We start from the raw sequence: 18,567 nt of genomic DNA, 5'->3' as shown, positions 1-18,567 counted from the left end.
CTTGTCGACTGTCTGTCGATGAGCTGTCTACATGCCTACTGCCTTGCCTCATTACGCCTTCGCTCGCGGTGCAATCGCCGTCATTCCGTTATCCCTGGCCTGCGCCCCGTGGGGCCTGTTGGCAGGCTCCATGGCCATCGATGCGCAATTCACCCCGCTGCAGGCCCAGGGGTTGTCCGCCATTGTGTTTGCCGGCGCGGCACAATTGGTTGCCATCGGCATGGTCAAGAGCGGTGCGAGCCTGATCTCCATCGTGCTGACCACCTTGTTGCTCACATCCCAGCATTTGCTTTACGGCATGCACATGCGCCCAACCTTGTCGGCGCTCAATACACGCTGGCGCATGAGCCTGGGCTTTTTGCTCACTGACGAATTTTTTGCCCTGGTCAGCCACTACGACCGCCAGACGTTCAATCGTTGGTACGCCCTAGGCGTTGGGCTGACGTTTTATATCGCCTGGAACCTGTTCACCCTGGCCGGCATCGTGCTGGGCAAAAGCATTCCCGGCCTGGACCAGTTGGGCCTGGAGTTCTCCATTGCTGCTACGTTTATTGCGTTGATTACGCCAGTGGTACGCGATGTGCCCACGGTCATCTGTGTTGCCGTGTCATTGTTGTGTTCGGTGTGGCTGAGCTTCTTGCATTGGGAGTCGGCGGTGGTGGTGTCCGGCGTGCTAGGCATGAGTGCAGGCTATGCGTGCAAACGACTCGGAGTAGGGCAGCGATGATCTACATCATGATTGTGGTGATGGGCCTGGTGGTGTTTCTCAACCGTTACCTGTTTATCGAGCCGCGCCTGCCGGTGCGCCTCAACCGTGGGGCGCGAGAGTTTCTGGGCTTTGCGGTGCCGGGGATGCTCACGGCGATCTGCGGGCCGATCATTTTCCTGGCCGATCACCAACACCTCAACCTCAGCCCCACCAACCCGTATTTGCTGGCGGGCATCAGTGCGGTGGCCTTGATGTACTGGACGCGTAACGTGTTGCTCACGGTGTTGTTGAGCATGGCGGTGTTTTATTTGCTGCGTTGGTGGCGCTGAACGCGAGGCAAAAAAAAGCCCGCGGGAGGGCGGGCATCAAGGGAGACTTCTAAAAATGAGCCTGGCCACTATAGGCGGCGCAGTCTCCCTTCACAGTGAAACTAAATTCATCCTCCCAACAGCAAGGCAGCCCCAATCAGGGCTGCCTTGTTGCATCAGCTTTTCGCGTTGAGCTTGCGCAGTTCTTCGTAGGTGGCCGACTGGACGAACCAGAAGCCGGAAATGATGCACCACGTCAACGTACCGCCCACCAAAACCGCCAGGCCCGACAGGAAACTCGCGCTGAACATCGACACCAGGCCAATCAGCCATACGAAAGCCAGGGCGATGTAGAGAACGGAGTTGTTGACGCTGATGACGAAATCTTTCATGACGCTTCCTTGTAGAGAATATCCCGTGGCCTCCTCAGTGAGACCAACGGCGACATCATAATGCCATGCCATCAGCCCGCGCCACCCTGACAAGCACTCAAGTAATGCGCCATGGACAGTATCGGGTAGTGGTAGAGTCGCGTTTTTTTCCAACGGAGCAATGGCATGCACAAGGTGGTAGTAGGCGCATTGGTACTGGCAGCACTGGCCGGTTGCGCGGGCTCGAAGATGAAGGATGCACGCGCAGGCGCACCCTACAAAACCCTGGCCTCGGACAAGGCGACCCTGGTGGTTGCCGAATGCATCCAGTTCGGCTGGCAGGACGAAAGCGTGTTCGGCGTTGACGCCGGCGGCTTCAAGGAACCCACCGGCGCGGGCGGTTTTACCGTGTACACCACGGGCGGCGACTACTTTGTCGATGTGCAGAGCATCGGCGCCGGCTCGACCATCAAGTACTACGCCAGCCAAGACTCGATGCCTGCTAAACGCCGCTTGGCAGCCCTCGCGACCTGTCTGTAATCCGTTGCCTTAGTGTTTTTAGGAAATGCCCGGCACGACAGGCACGGGACATTCGCTTATGATTCACACCGCTCGCCCGACATGATGGCTCTTTACCAGTACACGGACGTCGAGGCCGGACAGTCGGGCGAGCATCCTTTTTCCCTTAGCGGGGCATAAAACCCAAATGCCAGCGCCGGGGGATCTTCAATGACACCACGCCCAACAACCCCGCCAATACGCCGCTGACCCACAGGGCCTTGAGGCCCATCTGCTGCTCCAACAGCGCGCCGATCACCGCCCCCACGAACATCCCCGCCCACGGCACCAGTTGCACCCGCCAACCGTTACGGCGTTCGCCCAGCATCCATCGTCCCAATCCCCGCCCGAAGCGTGAGAGTGCGCCCGTGACGTAAGTCAGGCCCACCGGTAAACCGTTGACCTCTTCCACGGCGGCGTTGAGCATGCCCATCGCAATGATCGCCGCGAGCAGGGCAGGCAATGTGTCGGTGACGGGCAACAAGGCCCCGCCGCACAGTAATGCCGCGATGCACAGCAACAAGGGCAGGGCGTGCCGTCGCCCCAACCGGCTGACCAGCACCCCCAGCGCATTGCCCATCACAAAGGTGGCAACCAGCAACAGCAGGCGCCCCGTGAGGCCCAGGTCCCCCGCACTGATCGCCACTGCCAAGCGTGTGGTGTTGCCGCTCATGAAGGACACAAAATCGCCGCTGGCCATAAAGCCAATGGCATCGGTCATGCCCGCCAATACCGAAAGGCTCGCCACCAGCGCCAAGCCCACGCGACCGCGCCAACGCTGTTGGTGCGCAAGTGCGGCATTGACGAACGGCTTGCGGGGTAAAGGCAGCATGGGGCCGGGCTCCTCGGTGAGATTATCCGGCCACTACCGTAGGACGCTTTGCTGGCCCGCGCAATGACCTCAGACAGGCTCCAGGCGCCACCGCCCGTTATCCCAGTTCAACAGGTGCGTGGGCCTGATCGCTTGCATGAACGCCGCATCATGGGACACCACCACCATTGCCCCGGCAAACCCTTGCAGCGCCTGTTCAAAGGCGGTCACCGACTCCAGGTCCAGGTGATTGGTGGGCTCATCCAGCAGTAACAGTTGCGCAGGCGTTTCGCGCCACAGGGCAATCGCCATCGCGGCCTTCAGACGCTCGCCGCCACTGAGGTGCCCGGCCGGTTGCGTCACCCGTAGCGCATCCAGCTGTAACAACGCCAGGCGCGTACGCAGCTCGGCTTCGGCCAGGGGGGTGTCGAACAGGTTGAGTTGTTCGAGGAGGGAGCGTTGATCGTCCAGCAGCGCCAGGTGTTGATCGATGTAGGCACAGGGCAGGTGCACGTTGCATTCGCCGCTGGCCGGCAACCATTGCCCGGCCAACATCTTGAGCAGCGTGGATTTGCCGCAGCCGTTCGGGCCGCGCACGGCAACGCGTACCGGGCCTGCCAAGTGGACGTTGAGGTAACTGTGGGGCAGCCAGGGCAGTTGCACCTCCACCAGGCTTAGCACCTGTCGACCGTTGGGCACCGTCGACGCGGGCAGCGCCAGTAAGGTCGGCGTCTCATCCACCACGCGTGCGTAGGCTTGGCGTACTTGGGCGTCGAGTTCGCCTTTGTGTTCGCTGTGAGCGCTGCGCGCGGTGCTGACGATTTCGCTGGATGTACTTTTCCAGCGGGCCTGAGTGAAGCGGTCCACGTTGGCGGTCTCGGCGTGTTTGCGCGAACGGGCGGCATGGCGTTGCAGGTCGTCATGCTCTTTTTGCAGGCGCCGCCGTTCACGGCTGCGCGCCAGGCGTGCATGTTCCAGTGCCGCAGTGGCGGCGTGCTGTTCGATGGCACGCTGGGCGCGATAGGCATTGTAATTGCCGCCGTATACCCGGGCGCCGAGGGGCGAGAGTTCGATGATGCGCCCCAAGGTGTTGAGCAATTGCCGGTCATGGCTGACCACTAGCAGGCCTGCGCGCCAATCGGCCAGTAACTGCAACAGCCAATCACGGCCGACGCTGTCCAAGTGGTTGGTGGGTTCATCCAGGACCAGTAATTGCGGGGCGGCCAGCATCGCGCCGATCACCGCCACCCGAGCCAGTTGTCCACCACTGAGTTGATCGGCTGGGGTGTCAGCGGCCAGGTGCTGCAAGCCCGCGGTATCCAATGCGCTGCGCAGGCGCTCGGCTAGGTCCCAGCGATCGTCGATCAGCTCAAGATCGTCCACGAGGGCCGTGCCGTTGGCCATCCGCTCAAGTGCCGCCAAAGTCGTTGCAGTCCCGGTGACGTGGCCGACTGTTGCTCCAGGCATCACCCCACTATTCTGCGCGACGTAAGCCACGCTAGCCGCACGATTCAATGAACCCGAGGAGGGAGACAGTCGCCCGGCGATCAACTGGGCCAGGATGCTTTTACCCTGCCCATTGCGCCCCACAATACCGGTGGGTGTGTGGTCGATGGACAAGGTGATGTCGTCCAGCAGGGTCTCGCCATTGGCGAACTGGAAACACAGGTGTTGCAGGGAAACTAATACGGGCAGCCGTTTGACGTCAGTCATCAGCACCTCCAAAAAAATGTCGAACAGGCCAACAAGCGCGCCGTGCGGCTCGTTGCAGTTACATTTTGGAAGGCTTAAATGCTCACGTCGGCGGTCATCCGGGGAATCAGAAGGGACCCAAAGCCTAGCGCGCCTTGGCGTTCTTAGGCAAGTCTGTGGCCAGTTGTTCCAAGAACATCGCCAGCGCCACTTCTTCGGCCTTGAGGCCTTTGCGCACCCGAGGTCTGGGCAGCCTGGACAGCTCGCCCAGGCTGAAATGCTCCAGCACCGCAGGGTGGATATAGCACTTGCGACACACCGCCGGGGTGTTGCCCAGTTGACGGGCTACATCCTTGACCATCGCCACCACATGCCGCTTGGCGTCGGATTCGGGCTGCCATTCCAGCTCGCGCAGTACCGCCAAGGCCAGGGCGGTGCCGGCCCAGGTGCGGTAGTCCTTGGCGGTGAAATCGGCGCCGGTGAGGCTGTGCAGGTAGGCGTTCACATCATGGGAGCTGACGGTGTGGCGCTCACCGTCTTCGTCCAGGTACTGGAACAGGTTTTGTCCCGGCAGCTCCAGGCAGCGCTTGACCACGGTGGCCAGGCGCCGGTCCTTGACGCTGACCTGGTGCTCGACGCCGCTCTTGCCACGAAACTGGAATTGGATCTGGCTGCCCTTGATGTCCACATGGCGGTTGCGCAGGGTGGTCAGCCCGTAGGATTTGTTGTCCCGTGCGTATTGGGTGTTGCCGACGCGGATCAGGGTGGCGTCCAGCAGCATCACCACCGTGGCCAGCACCTTTTCGCGGGTGAAACCTGGCTCGGCGATTTGCGCCTCCAGCTGTTTGCGCAGCTTGGGCAGCGCTTTGCCGAATTCCTGCAGGCGCGAGTATTTGTCACTGTCGCGCACTTCGCGCCAGCGTGGGTGATAGCGGTATTGCTTGCGCCCGCGGGCGTCACGGCCGGTGGCTTGCAGATGGCCGTGCGGGTCGGCGCAGATCCACACGTCGGTGTAGGCGGGCGGCACGGCCAGGGCGTTGAGGCGCTGAACCTCATCGGCGTCACTGATGCGCGCGCCCTTGGCATCGAAATACTGGACGTTGCCCCGCAGTGTCTTACGGCGAATACCGGGCTGGGTGTCGTCAACGTAATGCAAGTCTCGGGGCAGTTCGGCGTCGGGCATGGTAGGCGCTCCTTGGGGCATGTCTGATTGACCGCAGCGCTGTGCGGTCGTGCCAAAAGGTTTTTACGCCAGTACCGCCACTGCCTTTATCTGCGCCCACAGCGCCAGGCCTGGGCGCAGTTGCAACTGGTCGCGGGAGTAGCGGGTGATACGTGCCAGCAGCGGCGTGCCGCCGGCGTCCAGGCGCACCAGCACGTGGGCATTGTTGTCGGCGCCGATTTCCTGGATGACCGTCACGGGCAAGCGGTTGAGGATGCTGCTGGGTTCTTCGGCTTGCAGGCTGAGGCTCACATCCCTGGCCTGTACCTTGATGCGCAACGCCTTGCCCAGTGCCAGCGGGGCATGGGCAACGCGCATATGCAGGTCGCTGTCGGGCAGTTGCAGGGTCAGCAGTTGATAGTGTTCGTCGTAGGCGCTGACGGTGCCATTGATCACCACACCGGCGTCGTCGCCCGAGGCCATGGGCAAGTCCAGCCTCGCCAGGGTCTCACCAATGGGGCCGCTGGCCAGGGCCTTGCCATCGCTGAGCAGCACAATGTGATCGGCCAGGCGCGCCACTTCATCCTGGGCATGGCTGACGTACAGCACGGGGATATCCAGTTCATCATGCAGGCGTTCCAGGTACGGCAGGATCTCGCTTTTGCGTTTGCTGTCCAGGGCCGCGAGCGGTTCATCCATCAGCAACAACTTGGGGCTGGTGAGCAAGGCGCGGGCGATGCCGATGCGTTGGCGCTCACCGCCGGAGAGGTGCTGCGGATGGCGGTCGAGCAAGTGGCCGATCCCCAACAACTCCGTAGCCTGGGCCATGTCCACGCGGCGCTGGTTGCGCGGGATGCGCTTGAGGCCGAATTCCAGGTTGGCCTTTACCGACAAATGCGGGAACAGGCTCGCTTCCTGGAATACATAACCCAAAGCGCGCTTATGCGGCGGCACGAACAGCCCCGTGCGGCTGTCTTGCCAGACTTCATCGTTGATCTGGATAAAGCCATCTTCGGCCCGTTCGAGGCCCGCAATGCAGCGCAGGCAGGTGGTCTTGCCCGAGCCGGAGTGCCCATACAGCGCGGTCACGCCTCGGCCGGGCAAATGCAGGTCCACGTCCAGGCCAAACCCCGAATACTTAAGTTGCAGGCGCACATCAATCATCGCGTTCAGCTCCAGCCCATCTTGGTTTTACGGCTGGAATAGAGCGCCAGCAACACGAGGAACGCAAACACCACCATCGAGCCTGCCAGCCAATGGGCCTGGGCGTATTCCATGGCTTCCACATGGTCGTAGATCTGCACCGAGACCACGCGGGTCTTGTCCGGAATGTTGCCGCCGATCATCAGCACCACGCCAAACTCACCCACGGTGTGGGCAAAGCCCAGAATCGACGCGGTGATAAAGCCTGGGCGCGCCAGGGGCAGGATCACTGTAAAAAACGTGTCCCACGGGTTGGCGCGTAAGGTCGCGGCCACTTCCAGTGGGCGCGTGCCGATGGCGGAGAAGGCGTTTTGCAACGGCTGCACCACAAACGGCATGGAGTAGATCACCGAGCCAATCACCAGCCCGGCAAAACTGAAGGTGAGGGTGCCCAGGCCCAGCCATTGGGTGAACTGCCCGAAGTAGCCGTTGGGGCCCATGGTCAACAGCAAGTAGAAGCCGATCACCGTCGGTGGCAGCACCAACGGCAAGGCCACGATTGCACCAATGGGGCCGCGCCACCACGAACGGGTGCGCGACAGCCACAGCGCGATGGGAGTGCCGATGACCAGCAGGATCACGGTGGTCAGTGACGCCAGTTTGATGGTCAACCAGATGGCAGAAAAATCGGCACTCGATAGGGGCATTTAGAGCTCGTAACCGTAGGACTTGATAACGGCAGCGGCTTTTGGCCCTTTGAGGTATTCAACCAGTGCCTTGGCCGCAGCGCTGTCTTTGCCCTTGTTGAGGATCACCGCGTCCTGTTTGATCGGGTCATGCATCGACGAGGGAACAATCCATGCCGAACCGCTGGTGACTTTGCCGTCTTTGTAGATCTGCGACAAGGCCACGAAGCCCAATTCCGCATTGCCGGTGGACACGAACTGATAGGCCTGGGTGATGTTCTGGCCTTCGACGATCTTGTCCTTGACCTTGTCGCTCAGGCCTTCTTTGGCCAGCACTTGGGTGGCGGCCAAGCCGTAGGGGGCGGCTTTCGGGTTGGCGATGGACAGGTGCTTAAACTCATTCTTTTTCAAGACGTCGCCCTTGGCATCCACATAGCCTTCCTTGGCCGACCACAGCGCCAGGGTGCCCACGGCGTAAGTGAAGCGTGAGCCTTTGACGGTGTCGCCTTCGCTTTCGAGTTTTTGCGGGGTGGTGTCGTCGGCGGCCAGGAACACTTCGAACGGCGCGCCGTTCTTGATCTGGGTGTAGAACTGCCCGGTGGCGCCGTAGGCTGCAACCAGTTTATGGCCGGTGTCTTTTTCGAAATCGGCGGCAATGGCCTGGATCGGCGCGGTGAAGTTGGCGGCAACGGCCACTTGCACTTCATCGGCGTGGGCCGAACCAAAAGCGAGGGCGGCGACCAGTGCGGCCAGGCGTGTGACACGAATCTTCATGAAGCAGCTCCTTGGGGTGTACGGCTTGTTATAGGTAGAAGGCTGTACCGCTATCTACGGGAATATATAGCGGTTGGCCATTGCCGGTACAGCCCAAAGTTGCCCTCGGTGTCAGTTCTGCTTGAGCTTGCTCAGCGCCTGCTCGGCCAATTGGCGGGTCAGGTCGTAGGTCGAAATGTCTTTGCCCAGGCGTAGCGCCTGGCCCGACCACAGGTTGCTAAAGCCCGCTTCGTCCTTGGCCTTGAGCGGTATCAATGCGCCGCCAGAGGTGGGGAACGCTGGCGCTGCCGGGTTGATGGCGCCCAACTCACGCATGACCCGGTTGACGATGCCCCGTGCCGGGCGGCCGGTGAACAGGTTGGTCAGCGCCGTTTCGCTGGCTTGGGCGTGGCGCAGGGCATGGTGATGGGAAGGGGTTACGTTGGCCTCGGGGGTAAACAGGTACGCCGTGCCAATCTGGACCGCCGAGGCGCCCAGTGCAAAGGCCGCGACCATTCCGCGCGCATCCCCAATGCCGCCGGCCGCAATCACCGGCACGCTGACGGCGTCGACGATTTGTGGCACCAGGGCGAACAAGCCGATCTGCGTATTGAGGTCGGCGCTCAGAAACATCCCACGATGCCCGCCGGCTTCAATGCCCATGGCGATGATGGCGTCGCAACCATGCTGCTCCAGCCAGATGGCTTCTTCTACGGTGGTGGCGGATGAAAGCACTTTGGCGCCAGTGGCTTTTACCCGATCCAGCAGGGACTTTTCTGGCAGGCCGAAGTGAAAGCTGACGACCTCAGGGCGGAATTCTTCGACCAGTTGGCAGGCTGCATCGTTGAACGGTTCACGGTTGGATACGGGCGTAGGCGCGTCATAGTCGGCGCCCAATTCACGGTAATAGGGTTCCAGCAGTTCCTTCCAGCGGCGCTCGCGTGCCGGGTCGGGCGCGGGCGGTTGATGGCAGAAGAAGTTCACATTGATCGGGCGCGGGCTGGCCTGGCGAAGGGTGGACAACGCCTCGCGCAATTGCTCCAGGCTCAGCGCAGCCGCCGGCAGCGAGCCCAGCGCACCGGCATTGTTGGCCGCGATGACCATGGCGGTGGTGGTGCCAACGGCCATGGGGGCCTGGATGATGGGCAATTCGATACCCAGCAAATCGAAAATGCGCGTGTCTGGCCAAGTGCTCATGGGATGCGTCTCCAGCGTTAGTAAGGCATTTCGCTGTTTTAGCAGGGCCCCCGGCACCCGGCCAGTCTGTTTTATTCACTGGACTGACGGGACGTTTCGTGCCGCTGCATCAGTCGATGGCGTGGCCCAGCACCGCGTGGATGCGTTGGGCGATATGGGCGGCATGGGTTTCCAGGGCGAAGTGGCCGGTGTCCAGCAATTCCACCACGGCATTGGCGTTGTCGGTCTTATAGGCATGGGCGCCTGGTGGGATGAAGAACGGGTCGTTCTGCCCCCAGATCACCAGCGTTGGCACCTGCGTGGCCTTGAAGAACGCCTGGAACGCCGGGTACAGCGTCAAGTTGTTGCGGTAGTCGAGGAACAGGTCCAACTGAATCTCCTCGTTACCCGGCCGCTGCATCAGCAGCACATCGAGCATGTAGGATTCCGGCGCGACCAACTCGGGCTGGTTGACGCCCTGCAGGTATTGGTAACGCGTGCCTTCGAGGCCAAGCACGCCTTTACGAACCACATCGCGGTTGGCGGCGCTTGGGTCGGCCCAGTAGGCACGAATCGGCGCCCAGGAATCCCCAAGGCCTTCAAGATACGCGTTGCCGTTTTGCGAGACCAGCGCGCTGACCCGCTCCGGGTGCGCAACCGCGAGACGCAAGCCCACTGGCGCGCCGTAATCGAAGACGTACAGGGCGTAGCGGCTCAGCGCCAGCGCATCAACAAAATGCCCGACGGTGAGCGCCAGGTTGTCGAAGCTGTAGTGGTAATTGCGCTCGGCCGGCACTTCGGTGAAGCCAAAGCCTGGCAGGTCGGGGGCGATCACGCGGAAACGGGTAGCGAGCAGCGGGATGAGGTCGCGGTACATATGGGATGAACTGGGGAAGCCGTGCAGCAGCAGTATGACTGGGGCTGTCGGGTTACCTGCCTCACGGTAGAACATGCGCACGCCATCGGTATCGATGTGGCGATAGTGGACAACGGGGGCCTGGATAGTCATTTTGAGCGCACCTTATGTAACTTGTTAATTGGTTTATACGGGTTACAGGCTTAAAAATCTGCGCCCTAACGAGTAACCTGTCAAACGATTTATTCAGGTTATTATTTTGTGCCTGGTAACTACCTATTAAATTCAATAGCGGTTACGCTTTCGGCGTGCTCACGAGGAATCGCCATGACTGCCACCCCCTTGCTGGAACCTTACGTCCTTGCCGATGACCCGGTCCTGGACATGCTCAACACCTGCGCCAACGTTGACGGTGCGCCCTTTGAGTTCTGGCAGGACGATGGGGATGTCGAGCGCTGGCTCATACGCCTGGGCTGGGTGACGCAAGATGCGATACCGGCGTTCGAGGGCGGCGCCTTACTGGCGACGGCCAAGGCGTTGCGTGAAGTGATTCGCGTCGTCGTGGCGCAGCGCAAGGCAGGCGAGCAGGGGGACCCCACGGGGCTCAACGGTTTCTTACGCAAGGCTGTCAGCCATCCGCAGTTGGCCTGGCCCGCACCTGGCGAAGTGCGCCTGGTGCGTCAGCGCAAACTGCAAACACCGGAACAATTTCTGGCGCCGATTGCCGAAGCCGCTGCAGTGTTACTGGTGGAGGGCGATTTCAATTTGATCCGCACCTGCGAGCATCCCGAGTGCGTGCTGTGGTTCTACGATCGAACCAAGGCGCATAAACGCCGGTGGTGCAGCATGGCGCTGTGTGGCAACCGCCATAAGGTTGCTGAGTTTCGCAAGCGCCAGCAGCTTTAGGATTTGCTTTCGCGTTCCAGCAGCTGCCGCTTGCGCGCTATGCCCCAACGATAACCGGACAAATCGCCATTGCTGCGCACCACGCGGTGACAAGGGATGGCCACTGCCAGGCAATTGGCACCACAGGCCTGGGCCACGGCGCGGAAGGATTTCGGCGCGCCGATACGTTCGGCAATGTGCCCGTAACTGACGGTGCTGCCCAATGGAATATCCCGCAAGGCCTGCCAGACCCGCTCCTGAAAAGCCGTGCCGCGCAGATCCAGCGGCAGGTCCAGGCCAAGGGCGGGCGCCTCGATAAACCCCACGACCTGGGCCACCACATGCTCGAAGCGACGGTCGGCACCGACCAGGTTGGCCTTGGGGAACTGGTCCTGCAGGTCGCGCACCAGTTTATCCGGGTCATCTCCCAGCAGGATCGCGCAGACACCACGGGTGCTTTGCGCCACCAATATCGCCCCGAGTGAGCATTGCCCGACCGCAAACAGAATCTCACTGTTGGTGCCCCCGGCTTTGTAGTCCCTGGGTTTCATGCCGAGCACTTGGTTGGCCGATTCGTAGAAGCGGCTATTGGAGTTGAAACCGGCGTCATACAGCGCCTCGGTGACGGAGTGCGGATGCTTGAGCCCTTCGCGGATTTTGCGTGAGCGATGGGCACTCACGTAGCCCTTGGGAGTCAGGCCCGTGACGGCCTTGAATACGCGATGGAAGTGAAATGGGCTGAGCCCGGCTTGGGTCGCGAGCGTATCCAGGCTGGGCGCGACATCGGCCTGTTCGATATGCCGGCAGGCGTTGGCCACCAGCTGGGCGTGCTGGGCGGCTACTTGGGAGCGGTCTGCGGCGGCGCGTTTGCTCGCACGGTAACCGGCGGCTTCGGCTTGGGCTGGAGTGTCGAAAAATTCAATGTTTTCCCGGCGCGGCAAACGCGTTGCGCTGCTGGGGCGGCAATAGATGCCGGTGGTCTTTACGCCATACACAAACTGCCCATCGGCTTTGGGGTCGCGTGCTTGGATGGCAGCCCAGCGGGCATCGTGTTCGGTTGTCATGGTTGGCACTCTTGACGGATGTGGGTCAGGCTAGCGCTGTTGCACGCGCCGAACACTCCGAAGTTTGCGGTCAAATCAGCCTGCGGTGCGAAAGGTCAGGTTGATGCGTTGCGGCCCCATGACAGGGTGCACACCTTCCTTGATGGGCATCACGCCATGAAAGCGCAAGCGGTCGACTCCGCCCCAGACCACCACATCACCGTGGAACAGTGAAACTTTGCGGGGCTTGTCGCTACGCTCATGGCCGCCAAACAGGAATATCGCCGGCAAGCCCAGGGACACCGACACCACTGGTGCAGTGTAGCGGCGTTCATTTTTGTCTTGGTGCAGCGACATTTTGGCGCCCGGCACGTAGCGGTTGATCAGGCAGGCGTCGGGAGCGAAGTCGTCGAACCCTGCATCCGCTGCTGCCTGCACTGCCAATTGCCGCAGCGCGTGGGGCATGCTCGGCCAGGGTTTTGCGTTGCGCGGGTCAAGCGGGCTGTAGCGGTAGCCGCTGGTATCGGTGGTCCAGCCCAGCGCGCCGCAGCTGCTCAAGGCGGCCGACATGGTGAAGCCGCCGGGGGTGACCATCTGTCGAAACGGCGCTTGTGCCAGCACGTGCCGAAGCTCGGGCAGAAGGCGCGCAATCCAGGGCAAGGCGTAGCCACGCAGCACGTAGGACTCTTCGCCGATCTGTTCACGCGCCGCAGGTTGTTGCAGGGCGTCATCGGCGAACAAGTCCGCAGTGGGGCCGGACATGGGCTTAGAGCGCCTTGCTCACGTTGATGTCGGTGATTTCATCGCTGGCATCGTGGATCTTCGCCAGGGCTTGCTTGGCTTCTTCTACGCTGTTGCTCTGCAATTGGGCGAATTCGAAGCGGCGTTCGCCGTTGAGTTTGTACTTGATGACGTACTTGGTCGTGGTGGTCACGGCTATTTCCTATTAGGGCTTTGGCTCAGCTCAGTTTTGTGCTGGTGCGACGTACGATGCGGATCTTGTGGGACAAGGTCGGCTTTTTGGTGACGCTGATGGCGCGGCGCGTGACCACATCCAGGGTGATGTTCCAGAACCCGGTGCTGGGCGCGGTGATCTTGGCCGGGAACTTGTCGAATGCGCCACCGTGGTAAGTGTGGCGGCCGCCGTTCTTGAAGCTGCGAAAGTTCGCATCGCTCATCAGGCGGATATTGCAGGTTTGCGAGCATTCGATGACAACAATGTCTCCCTCGTTGAGGTGCTCGCGCTGGTGGATGAATTTCATGGGGTGTCTCCAGAAGGGCTTTTTCTGAAAAATCAGAACGATACGTAGGTTAAGATGGAGTTTATCAGCCCCAGCGCGTTTATTATCGCGTCGTCTTCGACGACATCGACAATTTAAAACAGTTATTTACCCAGTTATCAGGGATAAATCCTATGTAGGCGGGAGAAATTTACCATCCCCGCTGTCGTAGGGTCTTTATCGGAGGTTTTGTATGAAGTGGAGTGTGTTGGTTCTGGCCTTGGCGATAGGTGGGTGTGCTTCGGTTGCAGATATCAAGCAGACCCCGCCGACGTTGGCGGTCATTTCCGGGAAGAAACCGCAGGAATATGCCGCGTGTGTGGTGCAAAAACTCTCTGCTACCCGCCGCCCGCCGCAGATTGAACCCCATAAGGAAGGCGTACGGGTGATCGTGCCGCAAAAGTTTTCGGCTGACCCTTCAGCGATCTTCGAGATTGAGGAGCGCTCAAGCGGTAGCAGCATCAAGCTCTACGAGAGCATGGCCAACGTGCCTATCCGTCCGGGTGATGTGAAAAAGGCCGGGGAAGATTGCATTTCCGGCTGATGCCGCGACGGAAGACCAGATATGAAGCGTGAACACGTTATAGCCCGCCATGCCGAGGGGCAAATCTCGGCGACCCATGTGATCCAGAACCCCGCTGATCTTGACGAATGGATCGTCTTCTTCAAGAAGAGCGGCGGGCGCAGCTTTTTCCTGGTGGACGAACAGGACGAGGTCGAATCCTTTGCCAGCCTTGATGAGCTGACCGAAACCTTGCGCGGGCTGGGGATCAAGTTTGCCGAGATCCACTTGTAGCTGTTGGGCTACTTGCAGACCACCACGACACTGCGGCTTTTATAGTTGCCGACATCCTTGCCCAGGGTCTTGTCGGCTTCGTTGAGCGAGGGTGTGCCCTCGGTACCGACGATGCGATAGCCGGTGCCCGCGCAGGAGGCGTCAGCTTTCTCGTAGCAGCTGGCCCAGGAATTGGCTTCGCCGGAACAGTCGATGGTCAGGCCTTGCTCGCCGTTTTTCAGGTACACGTCAGATGTAGTAGTGCAACCGGCAAGCGCCAGTACCGCAGTCAGTGCCAGTAATTTATTCATGGATGGGTCGTCGTCGAGGGTGTTGGGGGAGGGGCGCTGACACTGTCGTGGGGCGTTCGCCGCAGAGTATAGCGAATGGCTATCTAGGTACAGACAAACACAAAAAAGCCCCGCAGAACGGGGCTTTTTTGCACGCAACGGGACCTTTACTTACCCTTCGGGCGCTTACTCGAAGCATGGCCAGCTTCGTCGACGAATACTTCGGCCACGGCGATCGCTTCACGCTCGGTCGCGAATGCGCCGGCGACGCTGTCACCGTGGAAGTTAATCAAGTGCCAGCCGTCCGCTCGCTGGGTGATCAGGTAGCCGTTCACACCTTTTGGTTCTGACATCTATTAACAATCTCGTGGTCTGGTTCAAAGGCGCTCATGATAGCGCCAAATGTCGCGGGCCAGCGCAAGTTATTCTAGGTCAGTGTCCGAGGGGCCAAAGCATGCTAAAAAGGCTGTCGCCCTTGGAAACAACAGGGCGCGGAGGTTCTTTGGCCTGCCGATGATGATGCTATTCGTAAGATAGGCGGAACTTACGCCGACATTTTTTCTCTATGATGACATCGCAACGCCAGCAGGACCCATTGTAAGGTGACTGCGGCCTGATTAGACTGCGCCGAATTTCGTACGCACAGCCCTTTGTAAGGACTTATATGATCAAGAAATGCTTGTTCCCAGCAGCCGGTTACGGCACTCGCTTCCTGCCAGCGACCAAAGCCATGCCCAAAGAGATGCTGCCGGTGGTGAACAAGCCACTGATTCAGTACGGCGTTGAAGAGGCACTGGATGCCGGCCTGAACGAAATCTCCATCGTGACCGGCCGTGGCAAGCGCGCCCTGGAAGACCACTTCGACATCAGCTACGAGCTGGAAAACCAGATCAAGGGCACCGACAAGGAAAAATATCTGGTTGGCATCCGCAAGCTGCTGGACGAGTGCTCGTTCTCCTACACCCGCCAGACCCAGATGAAGGGCTTGGGCCACGCGATCCTGACCGGCCGTCCGTTGATCGGTGACGAACCGTTTGCCGTGGTGCTGGCGGACGACCTGTGCGTCAACCTGGATGGCGATGGCGTCCTGACCCAGATGGTCAAGCTGTATCAGAAATACCGTTGCACCATCGTTGCCGTTCAAGAAGTTGATCCTCAAGAGACCAACAAGTACGGCGTGATTGCTGGCGACGACATTGGCGATGGCCTGATCCGCGTGCGCGACATGGTTGAGAAACCAGCACCGGAAGATGCGCCGTCCAACCTGGCGATCATCGGCCGTTACATCCTGACCCCGGATATCTTCAAGCTGATCGAAGAAACTGAGCCGGGCAAAGGTGGCGAGATCCAGATTACCGACGCCCTGTTGAAGCAAGCCAAAGACGGTTGCGTGATTGCCTACAAATTCAAGGGTCGCCGTTTCGACTGCGGTGGCGCTGAAGGCTACATTGAAGCGACCAACTTCTGCTACGAGCACTTCTACAAGACTGGCAAGGCTTACTGATTCATCCAAGCCCATGCTTTAAACAGAGAAAGCCACCTTAGGGTGGCTTTTTCGTTTTTCAGCCCCATGTAAGTCGGTATGCTGATTGCCTGCCGAGGAGAGTGAAATGGCCTACGATTTTGACCTATATGTAATTGGTGCCGGTTCCGGCGGTGTTCGCGCGGCGCGTTTTGCGGCGGGCTTTGGCGCCAAGGTGGCGGTGGCTGAAAGCCGCTACCTGGGCGGTACCTGTGTGAATGTGGGCTGCGTGCCAAAAAAACTGTTGGTCTATGGCGCGCACTTTGCTGAGGACTTCGAGCAGGCCAGCGGTTTTGGCTGGTCGCTGGGCGAGGCGAACTTTGATTGGGCGACCCTGATTGCCAACAAGGATCGCGAGATCAACCGCCTCAACGGCATCTATCGCAACTTGCTGGTCAACAGTGGCGTGACCCTGCATGAAGGGCATGCGCAGTTGGTTGGCCCGCATGAGGTGCAAATCAATGGCGAGCGCTTCACCGCCGAGCACATTTTGATTGCTACCGGCGGCTGGCCGCAGATCCCGGAGATACCGGGGCGCGAACACGCCATTGGCTCCAATGAGGCTTTCTTCCTCAAAGAGCTGCCCAGGCGCGTGCTGGTAGTGGGCGGTGGCTATATTGCGGTCGAGTTCGCCGGTATTTTCCACGGGTTGGGCGCGCAGACGTCTTTGCTGTATCGCGGCGACCTGTTCCTGCGCGGCTTTGATGGTGCGGTACGCAACCATCTGAAAGAAGAGCTGACCAAGCGCGGCCTGGACTTGCAGTTCAATGCCGATATCGAACGCATCGACAAGCAAGCCGATGGCAGCCTCAAGGCTACCCTGAAAGACGGTCGGGTGTTGGAGGCTGACTGCGTGTTCTACGCTACCGGACGCCGGCCGATGCTCGACAACCTGGGCCTGGAAAACACCGGCGTCAAACTCGACAAGCGTGGTTGTGTTGAAGTGAACGACCTGTACCAGACTGCCGAGCCGTCGATCCTGGCGATTGGCGACGTGATCGGTCGCGTACAACTGACGCCTGTGGCCCTGGCCGAAGGCATGGCCGTGGCGCGTCGCTTGTTCAAGCCGGAGCAGTATCGCCCGGTGGACTACGCGATGATCCCAACGGCGGTGTTCAGCCTGCCGAATATCGGCACGGTTGGCCTCACGGAAGAAGACGCAAAAGCCCAGGGCCACAAGGTGCAGATCTTCGAAAGCCGCTTCCGGCCGATGAAGCTGACCCTGACGGATTGCCAGGAAAAAACCCTGATGAAGTTGGTGGTGGATGCCGACACCGATAAGGTGCTGGGTTGCCATATGGTTGGCCCGGACGCTGGCGAGATCGTCCAGGGCCTGGCGATCGCGCTCAAGGCGGGCGCGACCAAGCAGCATTTTGATGAAACCATCGGCGTGCACCCGACCGCTGCGGAAGAGTTTGTCACCATGCGCACGCCTGTCGCGGGCTGATCAGTCTTGGGAGGCTGCCTCTGGCGCCGCTGCAACGGCGGCCGCCAGGCGCAATGCCTCTATGCTGGCCTGGGCCTTGATCAGGTCCAGCTCCAGGGTCTTGTTGGTGTGTTGGTGTTCGGTCAGCGCCTCCTGGCGTGATTGGCTTTCCAGTACGGCAACCCGTAGGCGCTCTTGCAGCAGAGTGCGTTCGCTGTCGATCTGGCTCACTTGTTCGCTTAGCTTGAGTTGCTGAGCCTGATCTTTGCGGGCTTGCTCTTGCATCGCGGCCAATTCCTTGGTCGTCACCCGATGCTCAATCAATAGACGCTCATTGTCGCGATGCAGTTGGGTGATTTCGTCTTGGCGTACCAGCGCGCCTTGCTGGGCTTGACGCAGTTCTGCCTGCACTTGCTGTAGCTGGCCTTCGTGGCGACGCTGTTCCTGTTCGCGCTGATCCTTGATCGCGTTGCGGTAGTGCTCCAGCGCATCGCGGGCGTGCAGGTGCTTTTCTTCCAGTGAGCGAATCTGCTCGTCCTTGTCGTTGATGCGTAACTCGTAATCGCTACAGGCCTGGCTGAGCCCGGCATTGCGGGTTTGTTCCGTCTGCAGGCTGGTGCTGGCGGTTTGCAGGGCGGCGCTTTCTTCTGCCAGTGCAGCGGCCTGGATATCGAATTGCTGCTTGAGCTGGCTGTGGGCTGCTTCAAGGGTTTCAACCTGGGCGAGCAGGGCGGCTTTGTGTTGTTCAAATTGCGCCAAGGCCAGGTCAATCGGTTCCTGGGCTTTTTCCTTCAGGCGCTGGGCCAGTCGCGCTACCAGTTCACCAAGCTCGTCGTCGATGGGGGCTTCGGTGATGGTCAGCCGGGTTTCGCTGTCGTCCAATTCCTTCAAATAGCGGTGAATGGTGGTCTTTGAGCCGGTATTGCCCATTTCGATGCGTACGGCATCGATGCTCGGGTTTTCGCCGCGGGCCAAGATGGCCAGGCGTGCCGTTTGAACTACTGCTTTATTGATGCCGCCGCGAGCCATGGAGTCTCCGTCGATTTAGTACTGTGGTACGTATTATGTAGATACATACCCTATCACAAATTAAAATCCGTTTAAATTCATGATTTAACTGA

Annotated in this window: 24 protein-coding genes; 8 read left to right on the top strand and 16 right to left on the bottom strand. The window is 60.2% G+C overall.

Annotation, left to right across the window (positions count from 1 at the left end):
• Positions 1-31: 31 nt before the first annotated feature.
• A complete protein-coding gene (locus ACLD1Y_RS04480) occupies positions 32-727 on the top strand; it encodes an AzlC family ABC transporter permease (RefSeq protein ID WP_429475831.1) in 696 nt (231 codons plus the stop codon).
• On the top strand, positions 724-1,038 hold the full coding sequence (locus ACLD1Y_RS04475; protein ID WP_429475829.1) for an AzlD domain-containing protein: 315 nt from the start codon (positions 724-726) through the stop codon (positions 1,036-1,038). Before ACLD1Y_RS04480 ends, ACLD1Y_RS04475 begins: the two co-directional genes overlap by 4 nt.
• Before the next feature lie 155 nt (positions 1,039-1,193).
• Here ACLD1Y_RS04475 and ACLD1Y_RS04470 read toward each other — a convergent pair whose 3' ends face one another.
• A complete protein-coding gene (locus tag ACLD1Y_RS04470) occupies positions 1,194-1,409 on the bottom strand; it encodes a hypothetical protein (RefSeq protein WP_105697316.1) in 216 nt (71 codons plus the stop codon).
• Between the two features lie 165 nt (positions 1,410-1,574).
• Between ACLD1Y_RS04470 and ACLD1Y_RS04465 the strand changes: the two genes are divergently transcribed.
• Positions 1,575-1,928 carry a hypothetical protein gene (locus ACLD1Y_RS04465; RefSeq protein ID WP_429475827.1) on the top strand — a complete coding sequence of 118 codons (354 nt, stop codon included), beginning with the start codon at positions 1,575-1,577 and terminating at the stop codon, positions 1,926-1,928.
• Positions 1,929-2,073: 145 nt separating this feature from the next.
• Here ACLD1Y_RS04465 and ACLD1Y_RS04460 read toward each other — a convergent pair whose 3' ends face one another.
• The 8 genes from ACLD1Y_RS04460 to ACLD1Y_RS04425 all read right to left on the bottom strand — a co-directional run bounded on the left by ACLD1Y_RS04460 (position 2,074) and on the right by ACLD1Y_RS04425 (position 10,378).
• Entirely contained in the window at positions 2,074-2,778 is a 705-nt protein-coding gene (locus ACLD1Y_RS04460; RefSeq protein ID WP_429475826.1) for a YoaK family protein, read from the bottom strand.
• A gap of 69 nt (positions 2,779-2,847) precedes the next feature.
• Complete coding sequence (locus ACLD1Y_RS04455) at positions 2,848-4,470, bottom strand: ABC-F family ATP-binding cassette domain-containing protein (RefSeq protein ID WP_429475824.1); 1,623 nt, start codon at positions 4,468-4,470, stop codon at positions 2,848-2,850.
• A gap of 124 nt (positions 4,471-4,594) precedes the next feature.
• A complete protein-coding gene (locus ACLD1Y_RS04450) occupies positions 4,595-5,632 on the bottom strand; it encodes a DNA topoisomerase IB (RefSeq protein WP_429475822.1) in 1,038 nt (345 codons plus the stop codon).
• A gap of 63 nt (positions 5,633-5,695) precedes the next feature.
• A complete protein-coding gene (modC, locus tag ACLD1Y_RS04445) occupies positions 5,696-6,775 on the bottom strand; it encodes a molybdenum ABC transporter ATP-binding protein (protein WP_429475820.1) in 1,080 nt (359 codons plus the stop codon).
• A 5-nt stretch (positions 6,776-6,780) separates the two neighbouring features.
• The gene (gene modB, locus ACLD1Y_RS04440) at positions 6,781-7,461 is read right to left on the bottom strand and encodes a molybdate ABC transporter permease subunit (RefSeq protein WP_033902954.1); all 681 of its coding nucleotides are present in this window, start codon (positions 7,459-7,461) and stop codon (positions 6,781-6,783) included.
• Positions 7,462-8,214, bottom strand: a complete 753-nt coding sequence (modA, locus tag ACLD1Y_RS04435) for a molybdate ABC transporter substrate-binding protein (RefSeq protein ID WP_429475818.1) — start codon at positions 8,212-8,214, stop codon at positions 7,462-7,464.
• 111 nt (positions 8,215-8,325) lie between these two features.
• Entirely contained in the window at positions 8,326-9,390 is a 1,065-nt protein-coding gene (locus ACLD1Y_RS04430; protein ID WP_429475816.1) for an NAD(P)H-dependent flavin oxidoreductase, read from the bottom strand.
• A gap of 109 nt (positions 9,391-9,499) precedes the next feature.
• On the bottom strand, positions 9,500-10,378 hold the full coding sequence (locus ACLD1Y_RS04425) for an alpha/beta fold hydrolase (RefSeq protein WP_429475815.1): 879 nt from the start codon (positions 10,376-10,378) through the stop codon (positions 9,500-9,502).
• A gap of 174 nt (positions 10,379-10,552) precedes the next feature.
• Here ACLD1Y_RS04425 and ACLD1Y_RS04420 point away from each other — a divergent pair, with 174 nt between their 5' ends.
• Positions 10,553-11,131 (top strand): CGNR zinc finger domain-containing protein, encoded by a 579-nt coding sequence (locus tag ACLD1Y_RS04420; RefSeq protein WP_429475813.1) that lies wholly within the window; start codon positions 10,553-10,555, stop codon positions 11,129-11,131.
• Here ACLD1Y_RS04420 and ada read toward each other — a convergent pair.
• From ada to ACLD1Y_RS04400, 4 genes are all read right to left on the bottom strand, one after another.
• The gene (gene ada, locus ACLD1Y_RS04415; RefSeq protein WP_429475811.1) at positions 11,128-12,174 is read right to left on the bottom strand and encodes a bifunctional DNA-binding transcriptional regulator/O6-methylguanine-DNA methyltransferase Ada; all 1,047 of its coding nucleotides are present in this window, start codon (positions 12,172-12,174) and stop codon (positions 11,128-11,130) included. The genes ACLD1Y_RS04420 and ada overlap by 4 nt on opposite strands.
• A 75-nt stretch (positions 12,175-12,249) precedes the next feature.
• Complete coding sequence (gene alkB, locus ACLD1Y_RS04410; protein WP_429475809.1) at positions 12,250-12,915, bottom strand: DNA oxidative demethylase AlkB; 666 nt, start codon at positions 12,913-12,915, stop codon at positions 12,250-12,252.
• A 4-nt stretch (positions 12,916-12,919) separates the two neighbouring features.
• A complete protein-coding gene (locus ACLD1Y_RS04405; RefSeq protein ID WP_167496692.1) occupies positions 12,920-13,087 on the bottom strand; it encodes a hypothetical protein in 168 nt (55 codons plus the stop codon).
• Positions 13,088-13,112: 25 nt separating this feature from the next.
• A complete protein-coding gene (locus ACLD1Y_RS04400; RefSeq protein ID WP_122488596.1) occupies positions 13,113-13,415 on the bottom strand; it encodes a DUF1883 domain-containing protein in 303 nt (100 codons plus the stop codon).
• 211 nt (positions 13,416-13,626) lie between these two features.
• On the opposite strand from ACLD1Y_RS04400, the gene ACLD1Y_RS04395 reads away from it, so the two are divergent.
• Both ACLD1Y_RS04395 and ACLD1Y_RS04390 read left to right on the top strand, forming a co-directional pair.
• The gene (locus tag ACLD1Y_RS04395) at positions 13,627-13,977 is read left to right on the top strand and encodes a hypothetical protein (RefSeq protein WP_429475807.1); all 351 of its coding nucleotides are present in this window, start codon (positions 13,627-13,629) and stop codon (positions 13,975-13,977) included.
• Between the two features lie 21 nt (positions 13,978-13,998).
• A complete protein-coding gene (locus tag ACLD1Y_RS04390; protein WP_429475805.1) occupies positions 13,999-14,229 on the top strand; it encodes a hypothetical protein in 231 nt (76 codons plus the stop codon).
• Positions 14,230-14,237: 8 nt separating this feature from the next.
• On the opposite strand, the gene ACLD1Y_RS04385 is transcribed toward ACLD1Y_RS04390, so the two are convergent.
• The gene (locus tag ACLD1Y_RS04385; protein WP_429475803.1) at positions 14,238-14,519 is read right to left on the bottom strand and encodes a hypothetical protein; all 282 of its coding nucleotides are present in this window, start codon (positions 14,517-14,519) and stop codon (positions 14,238-14,240) included.
• Positions 14,520-14,665: 146 nt separating this feature from the next.
• Positions 14,666-14,851, bottom strand: a complete 186-nt coding sequence (locus ACLD1Y_RS04380) for a hypothetical protein (RefSeq protein ID WP_071484118.1) — start codon at positions 14,849-14,851, stop codon at positions 14,666-14,668.
• A gap of 311 nt (positions 14,852-15,162) precedes the next feature.
• Between ACLD1Y_RS04380 and galU the strand changes: the two genes are divergently transcribed.
• Together galU and gorA are read left to right on the top strand one after the other, a co-directional pair.
• Positions 15,163-16,002, top strand: coding sequence for a UTP--glucose-1-phosphate uridylyltransferase GalU (gene galU / locus ACLD1Y_RS04375; RefSeq protein ID WP_429475800.1), 840 nt, complete (start codon positions 15,163-15,165; stop codon positions 16,000-16,002).
• 106 nt (positions 16,003-16,108) lie between these two features.
• Complete coding sequence (gene gorA / locus ACLD1Y_RS04370; RefSeq protein WP_429475798.1) at positions 16,109-17,467, top strand: glutathione-disulfide reductase; 1,359 nt, start codon at positions 16,109-16,111, stop codon at positions 17,465-17,467.
• Here gorA and ACLD1Y_RS04365 read toward each other — a convergent pair whose 3' ends face one another.
• The gene (locus tag ACLD1Y_RS04365; protein WP_429475796.1) at positions 17,468-18,475 is read right to left on the bottom strand and encodes a DNA-binding protein; all 1,008 of its coding nucleotides are present in this window, start codon (positions 18,473-18,475) and stop codon (positions 17,468-17,470) included. It abuts the gene before it with no gap.
• Positions 18,476-18,567 lie beyond the last annotated feature (92 nt).

The organism is Pseudomonas sp. 18175 (assembly GCF_050432925.1).
Classification (GTDB): domain Bacteria; phylum Pseudomonadota; class Gammaproteobacteria; order Pseudomonadales; family Pseudomonadaceae; genus Aquipseudomonas.
Note: the sequence above shows the minus strand (reverse complement) of the source record. Positions and strands in the feature narration are given on the sequence as shown.